Below are 21,261 nucleotides of genomic sequence, written 5' to 3'. Positions count from 1 at the left end.
GACGATGATGGAAGAATTGGCAGCACGAGAGGCGCTGGTCGAAGCCAGCCGGCGATCGGTGGCCATCGGCCTCAACAGCGGCACGGTGGGCAATTTCAGCGTCAGGCATGGCGCGGGCATGTTGATCACGCCGACCGGTATTGTGCCGGATGTGCTTTCGCCGGAGCAGATCGTTGCGATGGATCTCGCGGGCCATTGGGTGGGCGACTGGCGTCCGTCTTCGGAATGGGCAATCCATGCGCGGCTCTATGCTACGACGACGGCGGGTGCTGTCGTGCACGCCCATCCCGACCATTGCGTCGCCCTAGCGGCGCTGCGCCAGCCCATCCCGCTGTTCCACTACATGGTCGCGGGCTTCGGCGGCGGCGAGATACCCTGCGCCGACTATGCCTGCTTCGGCAGCGAGGCGCTGTCGGAAACCGTGGTCGCCGCCATGGGCACGACCTATTCCGCCTGCCTGATGGCCAATCATGGCGTGGTGACGATCGGACCTGACATTACCATTGCGCTCGCAAGGGCGGAAAAACTGGAAATGCTGGCACGACAGTACGTGCTCGCCCGGTCCGTCGGCCAGCCGGTGCTGCTGACGCCGGAAGATCTGGTGGACGTACGCACCCGCTACGGCACCTACGGCCAGCAGGCGACGCGCTGATCCTCAGCCGCTTCGCCTGACTTCCTCGAGGATGGTCATCGCCAGCGCCGGATATTCGAGATGCGGCATGTGACCGCAATTGTCGACGGCGTGCAGGCCGACATTGCCGGGCAGGCCTGCGGTCGCGCTGAACGGCAGGATGCGGTCCTGCCGGCCGAAGACGATGCGCGCCGGACATAGCAGGCGGGCGAGATCGCTGCGGATCGACGTCGCCTGCGTGCCGTCCGGCAGGAACCGTTCGGCAAACGCGCGCATCGCCGCTGTCAGGCCCTCATCGTCACGCTGCTGCACGACGGCCTGAAGGAAGGCGGGCGAGATGGTAGCGGGGTCATGGGACAGCAGGTCGAGCCAGGGTCTGAGGCTCTCGCTCCGACGCGCGCGCAAGATCCCGTCGACAAAGGCTGCGTTGATCTCAGGACCAAGGCCTGCCGGCGCAAAAAGGCAGAGCCCGCGGATATCCAGCTGGCCGCGGCTCGCCAGCCGCGCCGCAAGCGCGCCGCCGAAGGAATGGCCGGCCAGCACGAGCGGGCCGATTTGTTCGGCGGCAAGCGTTGCCTCGACATGGTCCGCCATCCGGTCAAGGTCTTGCGGCACGTCGCGCGGTGAGCGGCCGTGCGCCGGTATATCGATCGCCAGGGCCGGCCAATCCCCGCGTGCGCCGGCAAGCAGGCCACGCCAGTTGTTGAGATCCGCGCTGAAACCGTGGAGGAAGACGACCGGAAGACCTTGGCCCCTGCGCAGCCAGACGGCGTTGAGGGGGGCGTGGCTTGCGTCAGGCTGCGGTCGGATAGCGATGCTCTCGACGGCCGCCGTGCGTGCGTGTCCGGCACTGCCGATCTTCGCGACGACATCCGTCTTCTGGACCCTGCCGCCCGGGCCGGTGCCGTGAAGCCCGTCCAGCACGATGCCGTGTTCCTTGGCAATGCGCCGGGCGAGGGGGGTGGGGTTCGGGTGCTGGCGATGACCGTTTTGGCGCGCAGCCGCCGCCGGAGCGGCAAGCGCCGCCTTCACATCGACAGCGGGCGCCGCGATGACCTCGGCCTTGCCATCGCCGTAGGCCTCCCCGTCGGCATAGATGCGCGCCACATTGCCGCCGACCTCGACCTCGATCTCGCTGCCCGTCAGCTCGCGGATGACGCCATCGGCCGGTGATTCGACCTCGACGGCGGCCTTGTCGTTGTCGATTTCGAACAGCACTTGTCCTTGCCGGACGGTTTCGCCCTCGGCGACCAGCCAGCGGGCGATGCGGCCGCTCGATAGTTCGAGGCTGACCTTCGGATAGACGACATGGATGGGCATGTGAGGTCCTTGCAGGCTTGAGCCTATTCGGCCGAGGTTTTCCAGGTGGGCGTGCGCGGCGCGGTCGTGAGCGTGTCGGATTCCCCGGCAAGCCTTGCGCGCAGGCGTCGGGTCAACCGGACGAGCTCCGGCCCGACGATCTCGCGGCAATGGTTGCGCGAGAGGATGTCGACAATCCCGCCGCAGGTGAGGGCGACGAGCGGCGAGCCGTCCGTCGGGCGGAAAGCGACACCGACGGCGTTGATATAGCTGTGCCAGCTGCCGAAGGCGCTGATGAAGCCGTCGCGCCGGTGGTCCTCTGTGGCATTCTCGATCAGGCGTTCGAGGTCGGCAGCCTTTTCGGGCTCGGCCGCGACGAGCTGCTCGACGACGGACTGGCGGATTTCCGGCTTCATTTCCACGAGATAGGCGAGCCCCATCGCCGTGCGATAGATCGGCAGGCGCGAACCGACGTTCAGCCTCAGCGAAACCGGGCTCATCGAGCGGCAATTGGCGAGATAGACCATTTCCAGCCCGTCGCGCGTGCCGAGGGCGACGGCGGCACCGGTCTGGTCCGCCAGCTCCTGCATCAGGGGGCGCACCATATGGATGACGGCGCTCGAACTCAGCGCCGAATACCCAAGCGAAACCGTCGCCGGCCCGATACTGTAGCGGCCGAGCATCTCGTCGTAATGGAGATAACCAAGGCCAACCAGCGTCGAAGTCAGGCGCGAGACGGTTGCCTTTGGCAGGCCCGTCCGCTCGATCAGGTCCTGGTTGCCCAGCGTGGCGTCGTCGGCGGTGAACGCGCGCAGGATTTCAAGCCCGCGGGTCAGCGATGCCGCCGAATTGCCGACCTCCGCGCCCTCGCTTCCGTCTGCCGGTTTGGTCCTCTTGCGCATTTTCTGCCTTTCCTTCCAGCGCGATGTCGACGTCCGGGGATTCGTCGTTATCTCGTAATTGGAATATAATTTCATTTATGTTGACGTCGGCATCGCCTCTTGTCAATAATGCCCGTATCGATCTTCCCGGCCGACACGGGTGGCACACGGATTAAAGGACGCGATTTGTGACACGATACATACTGCGGCGCCTGATCGCGATGCCCTTCCTGGTTCTCGGCATCGTGACGCTGGCCTTCCTGCTCACGACGGTCACCAAGGGCGACCCGCTGTCGGCGATCGTCTCGGACCGACAGATGAATGATCCGGTGGCAGTTGCGGCCGCAAAGGCGCGCTGGGGTCTCGATCGCAGCCTGCCGGAGCGCTACGTGATCTATGTCGGCAATCTTCTGACCGGCGACATGGGCACTTCGTTCATCACGCGCCGGCCCGTTGCGCAGGACGTGTTCTTCCGCCTGCCGGCGACGATGGAACTGGTGCTTGCCGCGATGCTCATCGGCTCGACGATCGGCATTACGCTGGGTGTTCTGGCCGCCTACTTCCGCAACACGGCCATCGACCATGCCGCGCGCTTCTTCGCGCTGTTCGGCTCGTCGATACCGGTCTTCTGGCTGGGACTGGCGCTGCTCTATGTCTTCTCGGTGAAGTGGGGCGTGCTGCCCGGTCCTGGCCGGCTGGATCCGCGCGTGGCGCCGCCGGCCTCCATCACAGGGTTCATGACCATCGATTCCCTGCTGGCCGGCAACGTGAAACTCTTCCTCGACGCATTGTGGCACCTCATCCTGCCCGCCTTTGTGCTCGGCTGGGCCGTTGCCGGCACCATCTCCCGGCTGGTGCGCGCCAACATGCTGGAGGTGCTCGACCGCGAATTCATCCTGACGGCGCGGGCCAAGGGGGCGGGCGAGCTTCGCGTCGTGGTCCGTCATGCGCTGCGCAACACGCTCGTGCCGACGCTGACGGTCATCGGCTATTCCTTCGCCTACCTGCTCACCGGCGCGGTGCTGACGGAGACGATCTTCTCCTGGCCGGGCATGGGCTCCTATGCGGTCGAGGCGGCGCGCGGCCTCGATTTCCCTGCTATCATCGGGGTCACGATCGTGGGGGGCGTCGTCTTCCTCCTGACGAACCTCATCACCGACATCGCCTATGTCATTGCCAATCCGCGCGTGCGTCTGGGATGAGATCATGACTGCAATAGCCCTCACCACCTTTCGCCGACCGTCATGGCTGTCGGTTCCACTCGCCATCGGTATCGCCATCGTGCTGTTCTGGCTGGCCGTCACGGTGCTGGCGCCGCTGATGAGCCCCTATGCGCCCCTCGACATGGTTGGGCGCAGGCTCCAGGCGCCGAGCTGGAGTCACTGGCTCGGCACCGATGCGCTCGGCCGCGACGTGCTGAGCCGGACCCTGTACGGCGCACAATATTCGATCCCGATCGCCGTCGTCGTCGTGACGCTGTCGGTGGCGATCGGCGCGATGCTGGGCGCGATTTCCGGCTATGCCGGTGGCCTGCTCGGCTCGTCGATCATGCGGCTGGTCGATGTCACCCTGTCGTTTCCCCCCATGCTTCTCGCCATGGCGGTTGCGGCCTCGCTCGGCCCCGGGCTTGAAAATGCGACGGTCGCCATGGTGATCGTCTGGTGGCCGGTCTATGCCCGCCTGATGCGTGCGCAAGTGCTCGAAATCCGCGAGCGCGAGCATGTCGAGGCGGCAATCGCCGCCGGTGCGAGCAGGACGCGCATCCTTTTCAAACATATCCTGCCGCTCTGTTGGACGCCGGTCCTGATCAGCGCGACGATGGATCTAGGTCAGGTCATCCTGCTGGCCGCCTCGCTCAGCTTCATCGGCCTCGGCGCAACACCGCCGTCGCCGGAATGGGGCTCGATGATCTCCGATGGCGCGTCGCAGTTCTATTCCTGGTGGGTTGCCCTCGGTCCGGGCCTTGCCATCCTCACCATCGTGCTGGGCTTCAACTTCATTGGTGACGGCCTGCATGACTACTTCGATCCGAAGTCGAAATGAGGGGCACGATGCAGCAGGAACCACTTTTCTCCGTTCGCGACCTTCGTGTCTCTTTCACCCGCCAGGGCCAGTCCTTCGAGGCCGTGCGGGGCATCAGCCTACATGTCGATCACGGCGAGGTGCTCGGCATCGTCGGCGAATCCGGCTCCGGCAAATCGGTCGGAATGCTGGCGGCCCTCGGCCTCCACCCGAAGACCGCGACCGTCAGCGGATCGGCAAGGTTCAAGGGGCGCGAGCTGGTGGGAATGCCGAGAAGCGAGCTTCGAACGTTGCGCGGTTCCCGCATCGCCATGATCTTTCAGGATCCGCTGTCCTCGCTCAATCCGGTCATGACAGTCGGCGCGCAGATTGCCGAGACGATCCGGCTGCACAATGCGGGCGTCTCGAAAAGAGCGGCGCTGGACCGTGCCGCCGAGCTTCTCTCGCTGGTCGCGATCCCTCAGCCGGACAGGCGAATCCACCAGTTCCCGCACGAATTTTCCGGCGGCATGCGCCAGCGCGTGATGATCGCAATGGCGGTCGCCAATGACCCGGACCTGTTGATCGCCGACGAGCCCACGACGGCGCTCGACGTCACCGTCCAGGCGCAGATCATGGACGTGCTCACGGACCTGCGGCGCCGGCTCAATCTGGGGCTGATCCTCATTACCCACGATCTCGGCGTCCTTGCGGGGCATGCCGACCGGGTCGCGGTCGTCTATTCCGGCGAGGTGGTGGAACAGGCGGGCGTGGACGATCTCTTCGAGCGCCCGGCGCATCCCTATACGCGTGGGCTCATCGCCTCGATCCCCAACATGGCAGAGGAAAAAGAACGGCTGTTCTCGATCGACGGTGCTCCGCCGCCGCTCGGCAAACTGCCCGGCGGTTGCGCCTTCCATCCCCGCTGCCCGCAGGCGCAGGACATCTGTCGCCACACGCCGCCGCCCGTTCGCGCTGACGGCGAGCACACGGCAGCCTGCCATTTCGCCACCCTGCCGATCGGGAGCGCCGCATGACACTACCGGAACCCATTCTCTCCGTCCGCGGCCTATCGAAGCGCTTCGCCGTCACCGGCGGCCTGCTGTTCGAACGGCAGGTCGCGCAGGTCAATGCCGTCAGCGACGTCTCTTTCGACGTGAAGCCCGGCGAAACGCTGGGGCTCGTCGGCGAATCCGGCTGCGGCAAGTCCACGCTCGGCCGCTGCATCCTGCGGCTGATCGAGCCCTCAAGCGGGGAGACGCTGTTTCGCGGTCGCAACATCAACGAGGCGAACCCGACAGAGATGCGAGCGCTGCGCCGCAAGATCCAGCTGGTCTTCCAGGACCCCTATGCGTCGCTGCATCCGCGTATGCGGGTTGCAGAAAACATCGCCGAGCCGCTGCGCATCAGCGACCTCTCGCCCGTGCAGCGCAAGGCGCGTGTCGTCGAGATGCTCGATCTCGTCCGGCTCAATCCGGAACACGGGCAACGCTATCCGCACGAACTCTCCGGTGGCCAGCGCCAGCGCGTGGTGATTGCCCGCGCGCTGGCTTTGAAACCGGAGCTGCTGGTGCTCGACGAGCCGGTTTCCGCGCTCGACGTCTCGGTACAGGCCGGCGTGCTCAACCTCCTGAAGGATATCCAGCGGGATTTCGGCACGGCCTATCTTTTCATCGCGCATGATCTTTCGGTCGTGCAGCACATTTCCGACCGGGTGGCCGTCATGTATCTCGGCAAGATCGTCGAGATTGCGGAAAAGCACCGGCTCTATCGCGCGCCGCTTCATCCCTACACCCAGGCCCTGATGTCCGCCGTGCCGCTCGCAAGCCCCGCGCTTGAGCGCAGCCGGACCCGCATTGTGCTGAAGGGCGATCTGCCGAGCCCGCTGAACCCGCCGTCGGGCTGTCGCTTCAGGACCAGGTGCCCCATCGCCCAGCCGCTTTGCGCGCAGGTGGAGCCGCCGCTGACGGCGCAAGAAGAAGGCCATTCGGTTGCCTGCCACTTCCCGAATGCCATGGAGACAGGTTTGTCGGCCCGCGAGCGACGCGGGTCTGGAGGAATGGAATGACGGAACTGACATTGCCGCTCGAGGGCATTCGTGTGCTCGACCTGACGCGCGTTCTCGCAGGACCATGGACCACCATGAGCCTCGGGGATCTCGGTGCCGAGGTCTGGAAGATCGAGAACATCAAGGGCGGCGACGACACGCGTGCCTGGTCCTTCCCGAACTTCAAGGGGCTGAGCACCTACTATCTCTGCGCCAATCGCGGCAAGCAGAGCATCGCGCTCGACCTCAAGACGCCGGAGGGTCGGCAGATCGTGCTGGATCTCGCCGCCAAGGCCGATGTTGTCGTCGAGAATTTTCGCGCCGGCACGGTCGAGCGTCTCGGCATCGGCTACGAGGATATCAAGGCGATCAATCCGGGCATCGTCTACTGCGCGATTTCCGGCTACGGTCAGACGGGTCCGGAGCGTGAGCGCCCGGGCTACGACTTCATCATGCAGGCCGAAAGTGGGCTTATGTCCATCACCGGCCAGGTGGATGGTCCGCCGAACAGGCTCGGTGTCGCCTTCACAGATGTCGTCGCCGGCATGATCGCCACCCAGTCGATCCTGGCCGCCCTCTACCAGCGCCGGGATACCGGGCGGGGACAATATATTGACGTCGCGCTGCTCGACGCCACGCTGAACCTCCTGATCAATGTCGGGACGGGTTACCTGAATGCCGGCGTCGAGCCCGTACGCTACGGCAATGCGCATCCGACCGTCGTGCCCTACCAGATTTTCGACGCAAGCGACGGCACGTTCGCGCTTGCCGTCGGCAACGACCGCATGTTCGTCGATTTCTGCGAGCAGGTCGTCAAGCGCCCGGAACTTGCCCGCGATCCGCGGTTCGTCACATCGCATCAGCGCGCCGTGCATCGCGAAGCGTTGCTCCCCCTGCTGGCAGAGATCGTCCGCGAGGAGACCTGCGCGCACTGGCTTGCCGCCTGCCTTGCGGCGAGCGTGCCGGCCGGCCAGGTCAAGTCCGTCTCCGAGGCGCTGAAGAGCCCCAGCGTGACGGAGCGTGGCGTGGTGCAGCATCTGGAGCACCCAGAACTCGGCACGGTCGCACTCATTCGTCCGGCCCACGGCCTAGCGGCGCAGGTGAATGCCGGTGCCAAGGCACCGCCGCTTCTCGGCGAGGACACGCGCAGCGTCCTGCGCGACGTGCTGGGTTTCGACGATGCTCGCATCGAAGGCCTTGCCCTTGCCGGCGTCGTCGCCTGCCACGATCTGCAGGACGCGCCGCCCTTGGAGACGGTTCAGGGCGCGGTCGCATAGGCTGAAACTTCAAGCCGAACAGGAAACGATGATGACCGTCAACGTCGAAATCGATGGCGAGATCGCGATCGTCACGATCGAAAATCCACCGGTCAATGCCGTGAGCGGGGCGGTGCGGGAGCGCTTGCTGGCACTGGCGGTGGCGTTCGATGATGATCCGAATGTCCGGGCGGTCGTTCTGACCGGCGCGGGAAAACTCTTCGTCGCAGGCGCCGACATTGCCGAATTCGACCGGCCGCCAGAGCCGCCGTTCCTGCCGGACGTCATCGCCCGCATCGAGGCTTCGGCAAAACCGTGGATCGCGGCGATCCGGGGGGCAGCACTCGGCGGCGGGCTCGAATTGGCGCTCGGCTGCCGCTTCCGCGTTGCCACTGCTAGCGCCCGTTTCGCTTTACCGGAAATCAACCTCGGCATCATCCCGGGCGCCGGTGGCACGCAGCGCCTGCCGCGGGTCGTCGGTGTCACCGAGGCGATCCGCATCGTTGCGGAAAACCATTCACCGGACGGCGTGGAGGCCCTGCGGCTCGGTCTGGTCTATACCCTTGTCGACGAACCGCTTGTGCCGGCTGCCGTTGCCTTTGCGCGATCGGTGGTCGGACAGGCGTTGCCGCCGTCGAGCATCCAGCGAGCGGCTTCGATGCCTCCTCCAGACGTGTGGGCGGAGGCGGAAGCCCGGGTGACCGCTGGCGCGAGAGGAGCGGCAGCACCGCCCCAGGCGCTGCAAGCCCTGAAGCACGGCATCGAACACGGCGCCGAGGCCGGCCTGGCGCTCGAACGATCGACCTTCCTCGCGCTTCGCGCCACGGAAGAAGCGGCAGCGTTGCGCCATCTCTTCTTTGCCGAACGCGCGGCACTGCGGCCGGCGGACATGCGTGCTCTGAACCCGCTCCCGATTGAAACGGTCGGCGTGGTCGGTGGCGGGACGATGGGGAGCGGCATTGCCGCAGCCCTCCTCAATGCCGGCCTTTCCGTCGTGCTGATCGAGCAGGACGAAGCGGCCGTTTTGCGCGCGCGTTCGACACTTGCCAGCCTTTTCGAATCGTCCCGTCGTCGAGGTCTGATTTCGGACGACGACGCAGCCGGGTGGATGGCCCGCCTCGAAACGGCCATCGGCTATGGTGCGGCCGGGCGATGCGACATGGTGATCGAAGCGGTGTTCGAGGACCTTGCCGTGAAACGCTCGGTCTTCGCCGAACTCGGCCGCGTCTGCCGGCCCGATACGATCCTTGCCACGAACACGTCCTACATCGACCCGCGTTTGATCGCCGACGGGTTGCCGGGGCAGGAGCGTTTTCTCGGCTTGCATTTCTTCAGCCCGGCACAGGTCATGAAACTGCTGGAGATCGTGCCCACGCCCGAAACGGCGCCCGATGTGCTGGCAACCGGCTACGATCTTGCCTGTCGCCTCGGCAAGATTCCGGTGCGGTCGGGCATCTGCGACGGCTTCATCGGCAACCGCATTCTGCGGCGCTACCGGGCGGAAGCGGAAACGCTGGTTCGCGGCGGTGTCGGCATTGCCGCCGTCGATGCGGCAATGCGGGCCTTCGGCTTTGCGATGGGGCCTTTCGAAATGCAGGACATGGCGGGTCTCGATATCGCGTTCCTCTACCGCGAGGCGGCGCGTTCCCGCGGAGAGCCCCTGCCGGACATGCCCGGGGACCTTCTGGTGCGTGCCGGGCGCAAGGGGCAGAAGACCGGCGGCGGCTGGTACGACTATGCCGCGGGCGACCGTCGCCCAAGACCCTCCGCCGATGCGGAGCGGGTCATCGCGCCGCTTGTCGGGGCGAAGACAGAGATGGCGGGCGAGGCGATCGTCTCCCGGCTGATGGCGAGCATGGCGGAAGAGGGCCATGCAATTCTTGCCGAAGGCATTGCACTTGGTGCCGCCGATATCGACCTTGTCGAAGTTCACGGCTATGGCTTTCCGCGAAAATGCGGTGGACCAATGTTCCAGGCCGGCCGGACAGGCAAGACATGACCATAACGAGGACCGTATGATGACGACTTATCCCGATACATTGCTCTTCATAGACGGCGTCTGGCGTCCGGCATCCGGCGGCAGGACCATTCCCGTCGTCAACCCGGCGACCGCCCAGCCGATCGGCAGCGTCGCATGGGCGGATCGCGCGGATCTGGACGAAGCGCTGGCAGCGGCCGAACGCGCCTTCGCCTCGTGGAGCGTGGCATCGTCCCACGATCGCGCCCGGTTGATGCGCCGGGCTGCCGATCTCCTGCGTGAGCGGGCCGACGACATCGCAGTCATGATGACGATGGAGCAGGGCAAGCCGGTCTCGCAGTCGCGGGTCGAAACGCTGGCCGGCGCCGACATCATCGATTGGTTTGCCGGCGAGGCGCAGCGCGCTTACGGCCAGGTCATTCCTTCTCGGTCGCCGGATGTCCTGCAGATTACCCTGAAGAAGCCCGTCGGGCCGGTCGCCGCCTTCACGCCGTGGAACTTCCCGATCAACCAGGTCGTGCGCAAGCTCTCGGCGGCGATTGCCGCCGGCTGCACGATCATCGTCAAGGCACCGGAGGAAACGCCGGCTTCGCCGGCAGCGCTCATCCGGGCCTTTGCCGATGCTGGAATTCCGGCCGGCGTCATCAATCTCGTCTATGGCGTCCCGGCGGAGATTTCCGAATATCTCATCCCGCACCCCGTCATCCGCAAGATCAGCTTCACGGGGTCGACCCCAGTCGGCAAGCAGCTTGCGGCGCTCGCCGGCGCGCATATGAAGCGCGCCACCATGGAGCTTGGCGGGCACGCGCCGGTCATCGTCGCCAAGGATGCGGATCTCGACCTCGCCGTGGACCTGATGGTGGCCAACAAGTTCCGCAATGCCGGGCAGGTTTGCGTCTCGCCGACGCGTTTCCTGGTGCAAGAGCAGATAGCCGACGCCTTCACCGAACGCTTCACGGCTGGCGCCAAGGCAATACGGGTCGGCAACGGGCTCGATGCCGGTATCGAGATGGGGCCGCTCGCAAACGACCGCCGCATACCGGCGCTGGAAAGCCTGGTCGCCGATGCCGTCGAGCATGGCGCGCAGCTGAAGACCGGCGGGCGCCGCATTGGCAACGAGGGGTGGTTCTTCGAGCCGACCGTGCTGGCTGATGTACCCCTTTCGGCACGCATCATGAACGAGGAGCCTTTCGGTCCGGTCGCCGTGATCAACCGGTTCGGTGATCTCGGCGAAGCGATCAGCGAGGCCAATCGACTGCCCTACGGCCTTGCCGCCTACGCCTTTACGCAAAGCAGCGCGACTGCGACGCGACTCGGCAACGAGGTAGAGGCCGGGATGGTGTCGATCAACCATCTGGGCCTGGCACTTCCCGAAGTCCCCTTCGGCGGCATCAAGGATTCCGGCCACGGCACTGAAGGCGGCGCCGAGGCTCTCCAGGCCTATCTCGATACCCGCCTGGTGACGCGAAAGGGATAACCTTTGCAGCTATGGAGAAACGGCAGTGCGGAGTGGCTGGTCACGCCGCGCTGCCGATATCTGGGATCCAGCCAACGGTCGAGAGCGTGACGTGGCATCGCCCGCACATTCGCCCTCTGCGCGACAAGCTGGGGGGCGGCGTGTTGGAGAAAGGGCGATACGATTCCGTTGAAATTTAATGACGACGAGACAAGATGCTTTGACCAACAACGCACCATGGGCCTAAGGAAACGGCATGGCCAAAATCTCCGAAATGACCAAACATCGCGGTTTTCCGCCCGGGCTGACCGGGACGCAGTGGCAATTCACCATTCGCCGCCCGAACCCCAAGGTCACGGTGATTGGCCAATGGCCGCGCCATCTTACCCGCGACCAAACGGTCGCCTTGGCCGATACGGCCTTTCTGCATGCGCTCTGGCATTATTTCGGAACGGCTCCCTTCGAGCGCGGCAATCTCGACGGGGAGCGTTTGTCGCGGTTGCTCGGGCGGGAAATTCTTCCGGCGGAACGGGGATTCGATCCGGCATCCTATCAGGCGATGCTGAAAATCAACGAACCCCTGGCGCGGAAAAATTTCCCGCAGGCCTTCGAAGACGCGACATGATTGTTCAAAACGGGCATCCGGCAACAGGTAGCCCGCGCCATTGAGGTCTTGATGGTGATGTCCGGTTAACGCTGGCTCATCTTGGCGCGATATAGTTCGTCGTGTCGATCAGGTCAGCCGAATGCCGGACGTCGTGTCGAACAGGTGAATCGCGTCCATGGTCGGACGCACGTGGATCTTGTCGCCGACCTTGATCGGGGTGCCGCGCGGAAATTCGACGGTCAGCATGCGGGCTTCGCCGATCTCCACATAGCCGTATGTCTGGCTGCCCAGTCGCTCCGCAACGGCGAGTTCGCCGCTGAACCAGGCTCCGTCCTGCGGACAGGCCGTGAGGTCTTCCGGGCGGATTCCGAGCGTTGCCGCGCCGGCCTGTATTGAATGCACACCCACATCCGAGTTGGGAAGGGGCTTCCCCTTGAACCGTAGCGCAGTCTCTTTGCCGTCGGAAACCACGTCGACCGGCATTGTGTTCATCGTCGGGCTACCGATGAAGCGGGCGACAAAGAGGCTTGCCGGGCGGTGATAGAGGTCGAGCGGCGGGCCGATCTGCTCGATCCTGCCGGCATTCAGCACGACGATACGGTCGGCAAGTGTCATCGCCTCGACCTGATCGTGGGTGACATAGACGGTCGTCGCCTTCATGCGGTTGTGCAGCTTAGCGATCTCCAGGCGCATTTCGACGCGAAGGGCTGCATCGAGGTTGGACAGCGGCTCGTCGAAGAGGAAGGCGGAGGGCTCGCGCACGATGGCGCGGCCCATGGCGACGCGCTGGCGCTGGCCACCGGAAAGTTGCGCGGGCCTCCGGTCCAGGAAGGATTGAATTTTCAGGATATCGGCGGCATGCGATACCCGGCGGTCGATCGTTTCCACGGCGGTGCCACGCATCTTCAGGCCGAAGGCCATGTTTTCGCGCACGGTCATGTGGGGATAGAGCGCGTAGTCCTGAAAGACCATGGCGATGTCGCGGTCGGACGGCGGCAGCGCGTTCACCACCTTGCCGCCGATATCCAGCGCGCCGCCTGAAATTTCCTCAAGCCCCGCGATCATGCGCAGCAGCGTGGACTTGCCGCAGCCGGACGGCCCGACGAGAACCAGGAACTCACCGCTCGCAATATCGATGTCGACGTCGTGGATGACCTCTAGCGAACCATAGGTCTTCCGGATCTGCCTCAATGCGATTGCTGTCACGGTTTTCTCCTCCAGCCGGTCAATCCGCCCTTGACCTTCATTATCGATATCAATATCAATAATGATACTAACGACGATTGGCAACTCCGCAGGTCGGGTGATGACTTATTTTTCTACACCGTCGAATGCACGAAACGCGGCAAGGCCGGCCAAGTCGGCTGCTGCCTTCAATGCCATCAAGCGCGACATCATGCTGGGTGTGCTTCCGGCAGGGACGGCTCTGACAGAGTTGGAGCTGGCGGCGCATTTCTCGTGCAGTCAGGGCACAGTGCGCGAGGCGCTCCTTCAGTTGCAGGAGGAGGGGCTGGTGCGCCGGCAGGGGCACCGTGGCACGCAGGTCTCCGAATGCACCGAGGCCGAAGCCGTCGAGATGTTCCGCGTGCGCCAGCAGATCGAATGCAACGGCATCGTTCGGGTGTTGCGCGCACCAGGCCGCACGCTGGTTTCCGATCTCGACGCGATTTTCGCCGACATGCTGGAGGCGGCAAAGGCTGGCGACGAGCTCGAACTGGCATCCTTCGACCGGGATTTTCATCGTCGCATCTTTCAGGACGCGCAGCTTCCAGCACTTGACCCGATCCTGCACCGCTGCCTGGTGCACAACCATCGCTTCAAGATCTCGCGCAGCACGATGCCGCGCGACCTCGTGGCGACGGCCCAGCGCCACCGCTCGATCATCGATGCGATCGCAAGCGGCGATGTAGCTGCGGCAAGCGACGCACTGCGTCATCACATTGCGACGATCGTCGATCTCGGCCCCGACGTCTTCCCGGATGCTACACAATGACCGCCATTTCCGGCACATCGCGGCTTTCGCCGGAAATGGCGGCGCTGCTCGCCCGCGTTGCCGCCGAGGCAGGGCCGCAGGTCGATCCGACGACGCTTTCGCCGGCCGTAGGTCGCGCGCTTTCGGAAGATGGCAACCGCCGCTGGAATGTCGACCTGCCTGAGATGGCGCGGGTGGCCGACGTCTGGATCGATGAGGATACGGACCTCGGCTCGGCAAGGCTGCGGGTCAAGGTCCTTGTTCCGCCCGGCCACGGCGCGGGTGCGGTAATCTTCGTGCATGGCGGCGGGTTCGCCTTCTGCAGCCCGGAGACGCATGAGCGTTGCGCGCGCGTACTTGCGCTGGAATGTGGTCTACCCGTGCTTTTGCCGGACTATCGCCTGGCGCCGGAGCATCCGTATCCCGCGGGCCTCATGGATGTCGTCGCGACGATCCGCAACGCCTTTGCCGTTTCCGGTTCCAGCGGGGTCAAGGACGGTCCGCTTATCCTTTCCGGTGACTCGGCTGGCGCCAATCTTGCCCTTGCCGCGATGCTGCATGAGCAATCCAGCGGGCGTCAGGCTGTTGCGGGCGCGTTGCTTTTCTATGGCACCTATGCCGGCGATTTTCACACGGAGTCCTATCGCGACTTCGAGAACGGTCCGGGTCTGACGACCGCGAAGATGCAGCGCTACTGGCAATGGTATGTCGGAAATCGTGACGTATCGTCAGACCCGCTCGCCTGCCCGCTGCTCGCGACGGATGAGGCCCTGGCGGCATTGCCGCCGCTCCACCTGATGGCAGCCGGCGTCGATCCGTTGTTGTCCGACAGCAGTACGCTGCACGAGCACCTGAGACGCCTCGGTCGAAGCGAGGCGCTGACGGTGGTGCCGGGCGTCACGCACGGGTTCTTGCAGAACACGCTTGATCTGGCTGCCGCGCGGGAGGCGCTGGCAGCGGCAGGAGCCGCGGCGAGGCACATGGCCGGCTCGAACTGAATTCGATTTTCAAAGGAGGAGACAATGAAAATCTGGAAGACCCTGGCAATCGGCGCCGCACTCGCGGCGTCGCTTCTGGCAAGCACTGCGTCGGCGGAAACCGTTCGTTTTTGGTATCATTTCGACAATCCGGAAAACCCGATGGCCGATCTGGTCGCGAAATTCGAGGTGGCCAATCCGGGCATCGAGATCGAAGCGGAAAACGTTCCGTGGAACAGCTATTACGACAACCTCTATACCGCGCTCGTTGGCGGCAATGCGCCGGATGCCGCGATGGTCAAGCTCTTCGCCCAGCCGCGCCTGCTGGAGATGGGCGTGCTGGAACCGCTCGGTGAACGCATCGACGCCTGGGCCGGCAAGGCGGATCTGCTCGATAGTCTTCTGGAGCTCAACAAGGGACCGGATGGCCAGCAATATTACCTGCCGATCCAGTATGTCGTGCTCTATCTCTATTACCGCGCCGATCTTTTCGAGGCGGCCGGCCTGAAGCCGCCGACGACCTGCGAAGAGTTCCGTGACGCGGCGATCAAGCTCACCAAGGCGCCGGCGACCTACGGCTTCGGCCTGCGCGGCGGCAAGGGCGGCTGGGATCAGTGGGGTGCCTTCGTGCTCTCGCAGGGCGCAAAGCTGGAGCCGGGTGGCCTGACGACACCGCAGGCGATCGCCGCAAACCAGTGGCTGATCGATCTCTTCCAGAAGGATAAGGTCATCCCGGCTTCGGCGCCGAACGACGGCTTCCAGGAAATCACCGCCGCCTTCAAGAACGGCACCACGGCAATGACGATCCACCATATCGGCTCGTCCAATGACATGGTGAAGGCGCTCGGCGACAAGGTTTCGGCCACGCCGGTGCCGGAATGCGGCGGTGGCCGCTGGACGTCCTATGGCGATGAATCGCTGGCTGTCTTCTCTTCTTCCGAGGTCAAGGATGCCGCCTGGAAATGGATCGCGTTCCTTGCCGAGGGCGAGAACAACGTCGCGTTCAACAAGGCGACCGGCCAGATGACGGTGACCAAGAGCGGGTCTGCGAACTGGACGCTGCATGAGCGCCGCTTCGTCGATGCGACTGTCCAGTCGCTGCCCTTCGCGCATGTCTTGCCGCAGAGCACGGCGACGTCGGAATTCGTCAACACGGCCTGGCAGACGGCGATGCAGCAGGCGCTGACCGGCCAGATCACCTCCGAGCAGATGATGCAGCAGCTCGAGGCGCTCTTCGCGCAGCAATGATCCTCCCTGGAGCGGGCAGTCCTTGGCCCGCTCCGATCTCCCATCCGCCCAGCCCGAACATCAGGGCGGATGGGACCTTTTGATTGCCAAAGGCCCGGAACGACCGAATGACCGCGACAACCGCCCCAACTTCAACCGCCCTGACCATCCCGACGCCCTGGAGCGTCCGGATGATGCCCTATATGCTGTTGGCGCCGGCGGTGCTCGTCACGCTGTTCATCGTTTTCTTTCCCATGGTGCAGGCGGTCTTCACCAGCCTCTACGATCTTGTCCTCTGGAAGCCTAATGCGAGCCGCTTCGTCGGTTTCGGCAACTATGCGAAGCTCTTCGCCGACCCGGTGTTCTGGACCGCACTCGGCAACACCGCTCTCTGGATCGGCCTGACGGTGCCGCTCCAGATGGGGCTCGGCCTGTTGACGGCGTTGCTGCTCAATCGCGAGTTTCCCTGGCGGGGGCTGGCGCGGGCGCTCATCATTATCCCCTGGGCGTTGCCGAGCGTCGTGATCGCGCTGATGTGGCGCTGGATCTACGATCCCAACACCGGCGTGCTCAACGATATCCTGCTTTATCTCTCGATCGTGCAGTCGGCCGTGCCATGGCTCGCCGATCCCGACCTTGCGCTCTATGCAATCATCGCGACGCTGACCTGGCAGGGCTTTCCCTTCTTCGCCGTCATGATCCTCGCCGCTCTTCAAGGCATTCCACGCAGCCACTACGAGGCCGCCTCCATCGACGGTGCTTCGGCTTGGCGGCAGTTCGTGCACATCACGCTGCCGGGCATCGCGCCGGTGCTGGCAACGGCGGGGCTCTTGCGTGTCATCTGGGTCGCCAATTCCATGGACGTGATCTTCGTCATGACCGGCGGCGGGCCGGGTTATGCCACGCACACGCTGCCGCTCTATGCATTCGTGCGCGCCCGGCAGAACCTCGATTTTGGTTACGGCACGACGATCGCCGTGACCTTTACCATCCTTCTCGGCGCGATCGTCGCCGTCTATCTCGCCCGGACCATGCGGGAGGTCGAACGATGAACAAGCCGTCCACGCTCCGCCGCATCCTCACCACCGACCTGCCGGTGCTGGCAATCGTGCTCTTCGCCATGGCGCCCTTCGCCTGGATGGTGTTGACCTCGCTGACGCCGACCGCGGCACTGAACGCAACGGGTGTTTCCGTCTCGCCGGCCGGCTGGAGCCTCGACAATTACGTGCGCCTGCTCCAGCAGACGTCGTTCCTCGGCAATATGCTTGACAGCCTGATCATCGCCTGCGGCACGGTGGTGCTCGGCCTCGCCGTCGCAGTGACGGCAGCCTATGCCTTCTCGCGCTTCCGGTTCGCGGGCCGCAAACTCCTGATGCTGCAGTTCCTGCTGATCAACATGTTCCCGGTCGTGCTGCTCATCCTGCCGCTCTTCGTGCTGATGCGCAAAGTCGGTATCCTCGACACGCATTTCGGGCTCATCCTGGCCAACGCGACCGTCGCCATTCCTTTCGCGGTCTGGATGCTGACGAGCTATATCGGCGCGATCCCGAAGAGCCTCGATGAGGCGGCGATGATCGACGGCTGCTCGCGGCTGACGGCTCTGCGCCGCGTCGTGCTGCCGCTCACCATGCCGGGCATCATCTCTACCGGCATCTACATCTTCATCACCGCCTGGAACGAATATCTCTACGCGCTGACGCTCGGCGGTAAGAATGTCCGCCCCGTCACGGTCGCGATCCAGACGCTGATCGGCGAATATCAGATCGAGTGGGGGCTGCTCGCCGCCGGTGCGGTCGTCGGCGCCATGCCCGCCACCATCCTTTTCCTTCTCGTGCAACGTCGCCTTATCGGCGGGCTGACCCAGGGCGCGGTGAAGGGCTGAATGCGAATGAAAGAGGACAGACCATGAACCCCGTCGGGTTGATCTCCATGCAATATGCGCGGCCTTTTACGGCTGAGCACTTCCCGCTCTTTTCCGAAATGCGCAGGCTCGGCTATGATTTCGTCGAACTTCTCGTGCCGGAGCCGGGCGAACTCGATCTGGCGGAGACGCGCCGTGCCCTTGAGGCCGCCGGGATTGGTGTCGTGCTCGCCGCCCGTGTCAACCTGCAGCGCAATCTCTCGTCGGACGATCCTGCGGCCCATCGCGCCGGCATCGACTATCTCAAATACACGGCCGATTGCGCCGCGGCACTCGGTGCCACCATCGTTGGCGGCCCGCTCACCGGCAATCCGCTGGTCTTCGCCGGGCGCCCGCCGCAGCCGGTTTCGGAAGAGGAGCGGCTTGCCCGAAAGGCGCGTTGCGTTGCAGGACTGAAGGAAGCGGGCGATCATGCGGCGGCGCGCGACATCGTCCTTGCCGTGGAGCCGCTCAACCGTTTCGAGAGCGACGTGTTGTGCACCACGCAGCAGGCGATCGAACTGCTCGATGCGGTCGAACACCCCGCTGTCCAACTGATGCTCGACACGTTCCACATGCACATGGAAGAAGCCTCGATCGCCGAGGCGATCCGGCTCGGCGGCAAGCGTATCGTGCATTTCCAGGCCAATGAGAACCACCGCGGCTTCCCGGGTACGGGGGCCACGGATTGGGTCGCGGTGTTCCGGGCGTTGCACGGGGTCGGCTACGAAGGTCCGGTGTCGCTCGAACCCTTCCGCCGCAACGACGACCGCTTCGGCGTTCCCTTCGCCCAGTGGCGCCCCCCGCATGAGGACGAGAGCGAGCGTCTCGCCGCCAGTGCCGAATTCATCAAGTCCCACATCCTGCTTACGGAATATCGTCGATGACACTCAAGATCGGTTGGATTGGCTGTGGCGTGCACGCCACCCAGATGCTGCTTCCGCAACTCGTCCGGCATGACGTTCAGGTCACCGCGCTCTGCGACATCGACGGCACACGCCTCGCATCCGCCGGGCGGCAGTTTGGCGTGACGAACCTGACGAGCGATGCCGAGGCGCTTATCCGGAGCACGGATATCGATGCCGTCGGCATCGCCGTGGGACCGGACCAGCATCTCGTCTTCGGCAAGAAGGCGCTGGAGCGGGGTCTTCCCGTCTTCATGGAAAAGCCACCATCAGGCAGTGCAGCCGGAGCGCGCGAACTGCTCGCCGCGTCGGAAAAATCCGGCAAGCCGCTGCTCGTCGGTTTCATGAAGCGCTACTCCGCCGGCAACAAGATCGCAGCAAACATCCTGCGCTCCGGCCGCTTCGGCGATATCTATGGCCTCACCGGCTACTACATGACTGCGCCTGGCTATTTCGCCGGCAATGTCGACTATACCGGCTTCTTCCTGCACCATTGCGTGCACTACATGGACCTCGTGTCCTTCCTCGTCTCACCGGTCACGAAGCTGACCGCGCGCAAGGTTGAGAAGGACCGCGGCAAGGTCCTGTTCCACGTTAATTTCGATTTCGAATGCGGCGCGATCGGCACCATCGCCATGGGCACGATGCAATCACGCGGCGCACCGGTCGAGCGAATCGAGATCATGGGTGACCACCAGCGCATCGAGATCGACAATGTCATCGAAGTGCGCTGGAACCGCAATCCGCCCTTCAAGGTGGACGATGCGGCGGCCACGCTCGATGACGCGGTCGACACGCTGGCATGGAAGCCCAACTTCACCGCCGCCGCCAACGAGGACCCGAAAGGTTATCACTCGCTGCTCGCCGACGTGATCCCGGCGCTTGCGGGTGCGCAAACGCCGGCACCGACGATCCGTGATGGCGTGATCGCCATGGAGCGGCTGGAAACCCTTCGGCACGAGCTTGCACTCTGACGGCGGATAGCACGATGAAGACGCCCGTCATCCAGTTCGGAACCAGTCGGTTCCTGCAAGCCCATGCCGATCTCTTTCTCTCGGAGGGAACACCGCACCGGGCGATCACTGTGGTGCAGACCTCCGGTGATGCGACCCGCAGCCATCGGCTGGCCGCTCTTGCCGCGCCGGAGGGCTATCCGGTTCGCATCCGGGGGCTCAAGGCGAGCAACACAGTCGATGAGACGAGGACCGTCACGTCGGTAAAGCGCTGCCTTTCCGCCGTCACCGACTGGCCGGAGGTGGTCCGGGTTTTCGTCGAGGAGGCGGAGTTCGTTTTGTCCAACACAGGGGATGCGGGTTATCAAAGCCGGCCGGAGGACGGTGCGGCGGCTTACCACCCCGCCATGAGCTTTCCCGCCAAGCTCTTCCATCTGCTGGCTGCCCGGCACGCCGCCGGAGCGGCAGCGATCATCATAATGCCGATGGAACTCGTCGTCGACAACGGCAAGGTTCTCAGGGACGCGGTTCTGGCGGTGGGGCGCCTGCAAGGTGCCGGCGGTGCACTTATCTCGTATATAGAGGTCCGCGTGGTCTGGGCTTGCAGCCTTGTCGATCGTATCGTTTCCGAGCCGATCGAGCCTGCCGGCGCCGTGGCGGAACCCTATGCGCTCTGGGCGATCCAGAAAGGGCGCGGCGTCGTTGCCCCTTGCACGCATCCGGCGATCGAGATGGTCGACGACCTGAAGGATATCGAGCGGTTGAAGCTGCACATGCTCAATCTCGGCCATACGGTTCTGGTCGATATCTGGCAGCAAGGGGGCGGGCAGGGCGATCCGATCGTGCGTGGCTTTATCGCCAATCCTCAGGTGTTGGACAAGTTGACGGCGATTTATCGTGATGATGTTCTGCCGGTTTTTACCCACCTCGGGCACGGACAGGCGGCAGAGCGCTACCTGGCCGTCACGACAGAGCGTTTCGCCAATCCCTTCCTGGATCACAGGCTGGCCGATATTGCCCAAAACCATAGGCAGAAGGTCGAGCGCCGGGTCGGCGCATTTCTCGATCTGGCTCACGCTGCAGGATACACGTCGCCGCAGGACCACCTCGCGGCGATCGTGGCGAGAGAGGCACGACTCGACCGCGTCATCGGCTAGGTCAGGGTCACCCA

Annotated in this window: 20 protein-coding genes; 17 read left to right on the top strand and 3 right to left on the bottom strand. The window is 64.4% G+C overall.

The annotated features are described in order from the left end of the window. Window positions 1-4: 4 nt before the first annotated feature. Window positions 5-652 (top strand): class II aldolase/adducin family protein, encoded by a 648-nt coding sequence (locus ACT6VE_RS27535; RefSeq protein ID WP_444801495.1) that lies wholly within the window; start codon window positions 5-7, stop codon window positions 650-652. A gap of 3 nt (window positions 653-655) precedes the next feature. Here the strand turns inward: ACT6VE_RS27535 and ACT6VE_RS27530 are convergent, their stop codons facing one another. Together ACT6VE_RS27530 and ACT6VE_RS27525 are read right to left on the bottom strand one after the other, a co-directional pair. Beyond that, window positions 656-1,951 carry an acetoin dehydrogenase dihydrolipoyllysine-residue acetyltransferase subunit gene (locus ACT6VE_RS27530; RefSeq protein ID WP_444801494.1) on the bottom strand — a complete coding sequence of 432 codons (1,296 nt, stop codon included), beginning with the start codon at window positions 1,949-1,951 and terminating at the stop codon, window positions 656-658. Window positions 1,952-1,974: 23 nt separating this feature from the next. Beyond that, the gene (locus ACT6VE_RS27525; protein WP_444801493.1) at window positions 1,975-2,832 is read right to left on the bottom strand and encodes an IclR family transcriptional regulator; all 858 of its coding nucleotides are present in this window, start codon (window positions 2,830-2,832) and stop codon (window positions 1,975-1,977) included. Window positions 2,833-2,999: 167 nt separating this feature from the next. Here ACT6VE_RS27525 and ACT6VE_RS27520 point away from each other — a divergent pair, with 167 nt between their 5' ends. From ACT6VE_RS27520 to ACT6VE_RS27485, 8 genes are all read left to right on the top strand, one after another. Next, a complete protein-coding gene (locus ACT6VE_RS27520; RefSeq protein WP_444801492.1) occupies window positions 3,000-4,013 on the top strand; it encodes an ABC transporter permease in 1,014 nt (337 codons plus the stop codon). A gap of 4 nt (window positions 4,014-4,017) precedes the next feature. Continuing rightward, complete coding sequence (locus ACT6VE_RS27515) at window positions 4,018-4,854, top strand: ABC transporter permease (protein ID WP_069063295.1); 837 nt, start codon at window positions 4,018-4,020, stop codon at window positions 4,852-4,854. After that, a complete protein-coding gene (locus ACT6VE_RS27510; RefSeq protein ID WP_444801491.1) occupies window positions 4,851-5,849 on the top strand; it encodes an ABC transporter ATP-binding protein in 999 nt (332 codons plus the stop codon). Before ACT6VE_RS27515 ends, ACT6VE_RS27510 begins: the two co-directional genes overlap by 4 nt. Then, entirely contained in the window at window positions 5,846-6,880 is a 1,035-nt protein-coding gene (locus ACT6VE_RS27505; protein WP_444801490.1) for an ABC transporter ATP-binding protein, read from the top strand. Before ACT6VE_RS27510 ends, ACT6VE_RS27505 begins: the two co-directional genes overlap by 4 nt. After that, the gene (locus ACT6VE_RS27500) at window positions 6,877-8,136 is read left to right on the top strand and encodes a CaiB/BaiF CoA transferase family protein (RefSeq protein WP_444801489.1); all 1,260 of its coding nucleotides are present in this window, start codon (window positions 6,877-6,879) and stop codon (window positions 8,134-8,136) included. The genes ACT6VE_RS27505 and ACT6VE_RS27500 overlap by 4 nt, the downstream gene beginning before the upstream one ends. Before the next feature lie 31 nt (window positions 8,137-8,167). Beyond that, window positions 8,168-10,114, top strand: coding sequence for a 3-hydroxyacyl-CoA dehydrogenase NAD-binding domain-containing protein (locus ACT6VE_RS27495; protein WP_444801488.1), 1,947 nt, complete (start codon window positions 8,168-8,170; stop codon window positions 10,112-10,114). A gap of 19 nt (window positions 10,115-10,133) precedes the next feature. After that, window positions 10,134-11,570 (top strand): NAD-dependent succinate-semialdehyde dehydrogenase, encoded by a 1,437-nt coding sequence (locus ACT6VE_RS27490; protein ID WP_444801487.1) that lies wholly within the window; start codon window positions 10,134-10,136, stop codon window positions 11,568-11,570. Between the two features lie 235 nt (window positions 11,571-11,805). Continuing rightward, on the top strand, window positions 11,806-12,174 hold the full coding sequence (locus ACT6VE_RS27485; protein ID WP_444801486.1) for a hypothetical protein: 369 nt from the start codon (window positions 11,806-11,808) through the stop codon (window positions 12,172-12,174). 108 nt (window positions 12,175-12,282) lie between these two features. Here ACT6VE_RS27485 and ACT6VE_RS27480 read toward each other — a convergent pair whose 3' ends face one another. Then, window positions 12,283-13,362 carry an ABC transporter ATP-binding protein gene (locus tag ACT6VE_RS27480; RefSeq protein ID WP_444801485.1) on the bottom strand — a complete coding sequence of 360 codons (1,080 nt, stop codon included), beginning with the start codon at window positions 13,360-13,362 and terminating at the stop codon, window positions 12,283-12,285. Window positions 13,363-13,462: 100 nt separating this feature from the next. On the opposite strand from ACT6VE_RS27480, the gene ACT6VE_RS27475 reads away from it, so the two are divergent. From ACT6VE_RS27475 to ACT6VE_RS27440, 8 genes are all read left to right on the top strand, one after another. Next, entirely contained in the window at window positions 13,463-14,149 is a 687-nt protein-coding gene (locus ACT6VE_RS27475) for a GntR family transcriptional regulator (protein WP_069063781.1), read from the top strand. Then, entirely contained in the window at window positions 14,146-15,126 is a 981-nt protein-coding gene (locus tag ACT6VE_RS27470) for an alpha/beta hydrolase (RefSeq protein ID WP_444801484.1), read from the top strand. Before ACT6VE_RS27475 ends, ACT6VE_RS27470 begins: the two co-directional genes overlap by 4 nt. 24 nt (window positions 15,127-15,150) lie before the next feature. Beyond that, window positions 15,151-16,353 (top strand): ABC transporter substrate-binding protein, encoded by a 1,203-nt coding sequence (locus tag ACT6VE_RS27465; protein WP_444801483.1) that lies wholly within the window; start codon window positions 15,151-15,153, stop codon window positions 16,351-16,353. 107 nt (window positions 16,354-16,460) lie between these two features. Then, the gene (locus tag ACT6VE_RS27460) at window positions 16,461-17,384 is read left to right on the top strand and encodes a carbohydrate ABC transporter permease (protein ID WP_069063286.1); all 924 of its coding nucleotides are present in this window, start codon (window positions 16,461-16,463) and stop codon (window positions 17,382-17,384) included. After that, entirely contained in the window at window positions 17,381-18,214 is an 834-nt protein-coding gene (locus ACT6VE_RS27455; protein ID WP_069063285.1) for a carbohydrate ABC transporter permease, read from the top strand. The genes ACT6VE_RS27460 and ACT6VE_RS27455 overlap by 4 nt, the downstream gene beginning before the upstream one ends. Before the next feature lie 23 nt (window positions 18,215-18,237). Beyond that, window positions 18,238-19,119 (top strand): sugar phosphate isomerase/epimerase family protein, encoded by an 882-nt coding sequence (locus ACT6VE_RS27450; RefSeq protein ID WP_444801482.1) that lies wholly within the window; start codon window positions 18,238-18,240, stop codon window positions 19,117-19,119. Further along, the gene (locus ACT6VE_RS27445) at window positions 19,116-20,111 is read left to right on the top strand and encodes a Gfo/Idh/MocA family protein (RefSeq protein ID WP_444801481.1); all 996 of its coding nucleotides are present in this window, start codon (window positions 19,116-19,118) and stop codon (window positions 20,109-20,111) included. The genes ACT6VE_RS27450 and ACT6VE_RS27445 overlap by 4 nt, the downstream gene beginning before the upstream one ends. Before the next feature lie 14 nt (window positions 20,112-20,125). Beyond that, the gene (locus ACT6VE_RS27440; protein WP_444801480.1) at window positions 20,126-21,247 is read left to right on the top strand and encodes a mannitol dehydrogenase family protein; all 1,122 of its coding nucleotides are present in this window, start codon (window positions 20,126-20,128) and stop codon (window positions 21,245-21,247) included. The last annotated feature ends 14 nt before the right edge of the window (window positions 21,248-21,261 follow it).

This window comes from Shinella sp. (genome assembly GCF_052438155.1).
GTDB lineage: Bacteria > Pseudomonadota > Alphaproteobacteria > Rhizobiales > Rhizobiaceae > Shinella.
The sequence above is the reverse complement of the archived record's forward strand: the minus strand, read 5'-3'. Positions and strand labels throughout refer to the sequence as shown.

Bases quoted from the DNA above. Each gene is read 5' to 3' on its own strand.
- ACT6VE_RS27535 (WP_444801495.1), top strand. From the start codon at position 5: ATGATGGAAGAATTGGCAGCACGAGAGGCGCTGGTCGAAGCCAGCCGG.
- ACT6VE_RS27530 (WP_444801494.1), bottom strand. From the start codon at position 1,951: ATGCCCATCCATGTCGTCTATCCGAAGGTCAGCCTCGAACTATCGAGC.
- ACT6VE_RS27525 (WP_444801493.1), bottom strand. From the start codon at position 2,832: ATGCGCAAGAGGACCAAACCGGCAGACGGAAGCGAGGGCGCGGAGGTC.
- ACT6VE_RS27515 (WP_069063295.1), top strand. From the start codon at position 4,018: ATGACTGCAATAGCCCTCACCACCTTTCGCCGACCGTCATGGCTGTCG.
- ACT6VE_RS27510 (WP_444801491.1), top strand. From the start codon at position 4,851: ATGAGGGGCACGATGCAGCAGGAACCACTTTTCTCCGTTCGCGACCTT.
- ACT6VE_RS27505 (WP_444801490.1), top strand. From the start codon at position 5,846: ATGACACTACCGGAACCCATTCTCTCCGTCCGCGGCCTATCGAAGCGC.
- ACT6VE_RS27500 (WP_444801489.1), top strand. From the start codon at position 6,877: ATGACGGAACTGACATTGCCGCTCGAGGGCATTCGTGTGCTCGACCTG.
- ACT6VE_RS27495 (WP_444801488.1), top strand. From the start codon at position 8,168: ATGACCGTCAACGTCGAAATCGATGGCGAGATCGCGATCGTCACGATC.
- ACT6VE_RS27490 (WP_444801487.1), top strand. From the start codon at position 10,134: ATGACGACTTATCCCGATACATTGCTCTTCATAGACGGCGTCTGGCGT.
- ACT6VE_RS27485 (WP_444801486.1), top strand. From the start codon at position 11,806: ATGGCCAAAATCTCCGAAATGACCAAACATCGCGGTTTTCCGCCCGGG.
- ACT6VE_RS27475 (WP_069063781.1), top strand. From the start codon at position 13,463: ATGACTTATTTTTCTACACCGTCGAATGCACGAAACGCGGCAAGGCCG.
- ACT6VE_RS27470 (WP_444801484.1), top strand. From the start codon at position 14,146: ATGACCGCCATTTCCGGCACATCGCGGCTTTCGCCGGAAATGGCGGCG.
- ACT6VE_RS27465 (WP_444801483.1), top strand. From the start codon at position 15,151: ATGAAAATCTGGAAGACCCTGGCAATCGGCGCCGCACTCGCGGCGTCG.
- ACT6VE_RS27460 (WP_069063286.1), top strand. From the start codon at position 16,461: ATGACCGCGACAACCGCCCCAACTTCAACCGCCCTGACCATCCCGACG.
- ACT6VE_RS27455 (WP_069063285.1), top strand. From the start codon at position 17,381: ATGAACAAGCCGTCCACGCTCCGCCGCATCCTCACCACCGACCTGCCG.
- ACT6VE_RS27450 (WP_444801482.1), top strand. From the start codon at position 18,238: ATGAACCCCGTCGGGTTGATCTCCATGCAATATGCGCGGCCTTTTACG.
- ACT6VE_RS27445 (WP_444801481.1), top strand. From the start codon at position 19,116: ATGACACTCAAGATCGGTTGGATTGGCTGTGGCGTGCACGCCACCCAG.
- ACT6VE_RS27440 (WP_444801480.1), top strand. From the start codon at position 20,126: ATGAAGACGCCCGTCATCCAGTTCGGAACCAGTCGGTTCCTGCAAGCC.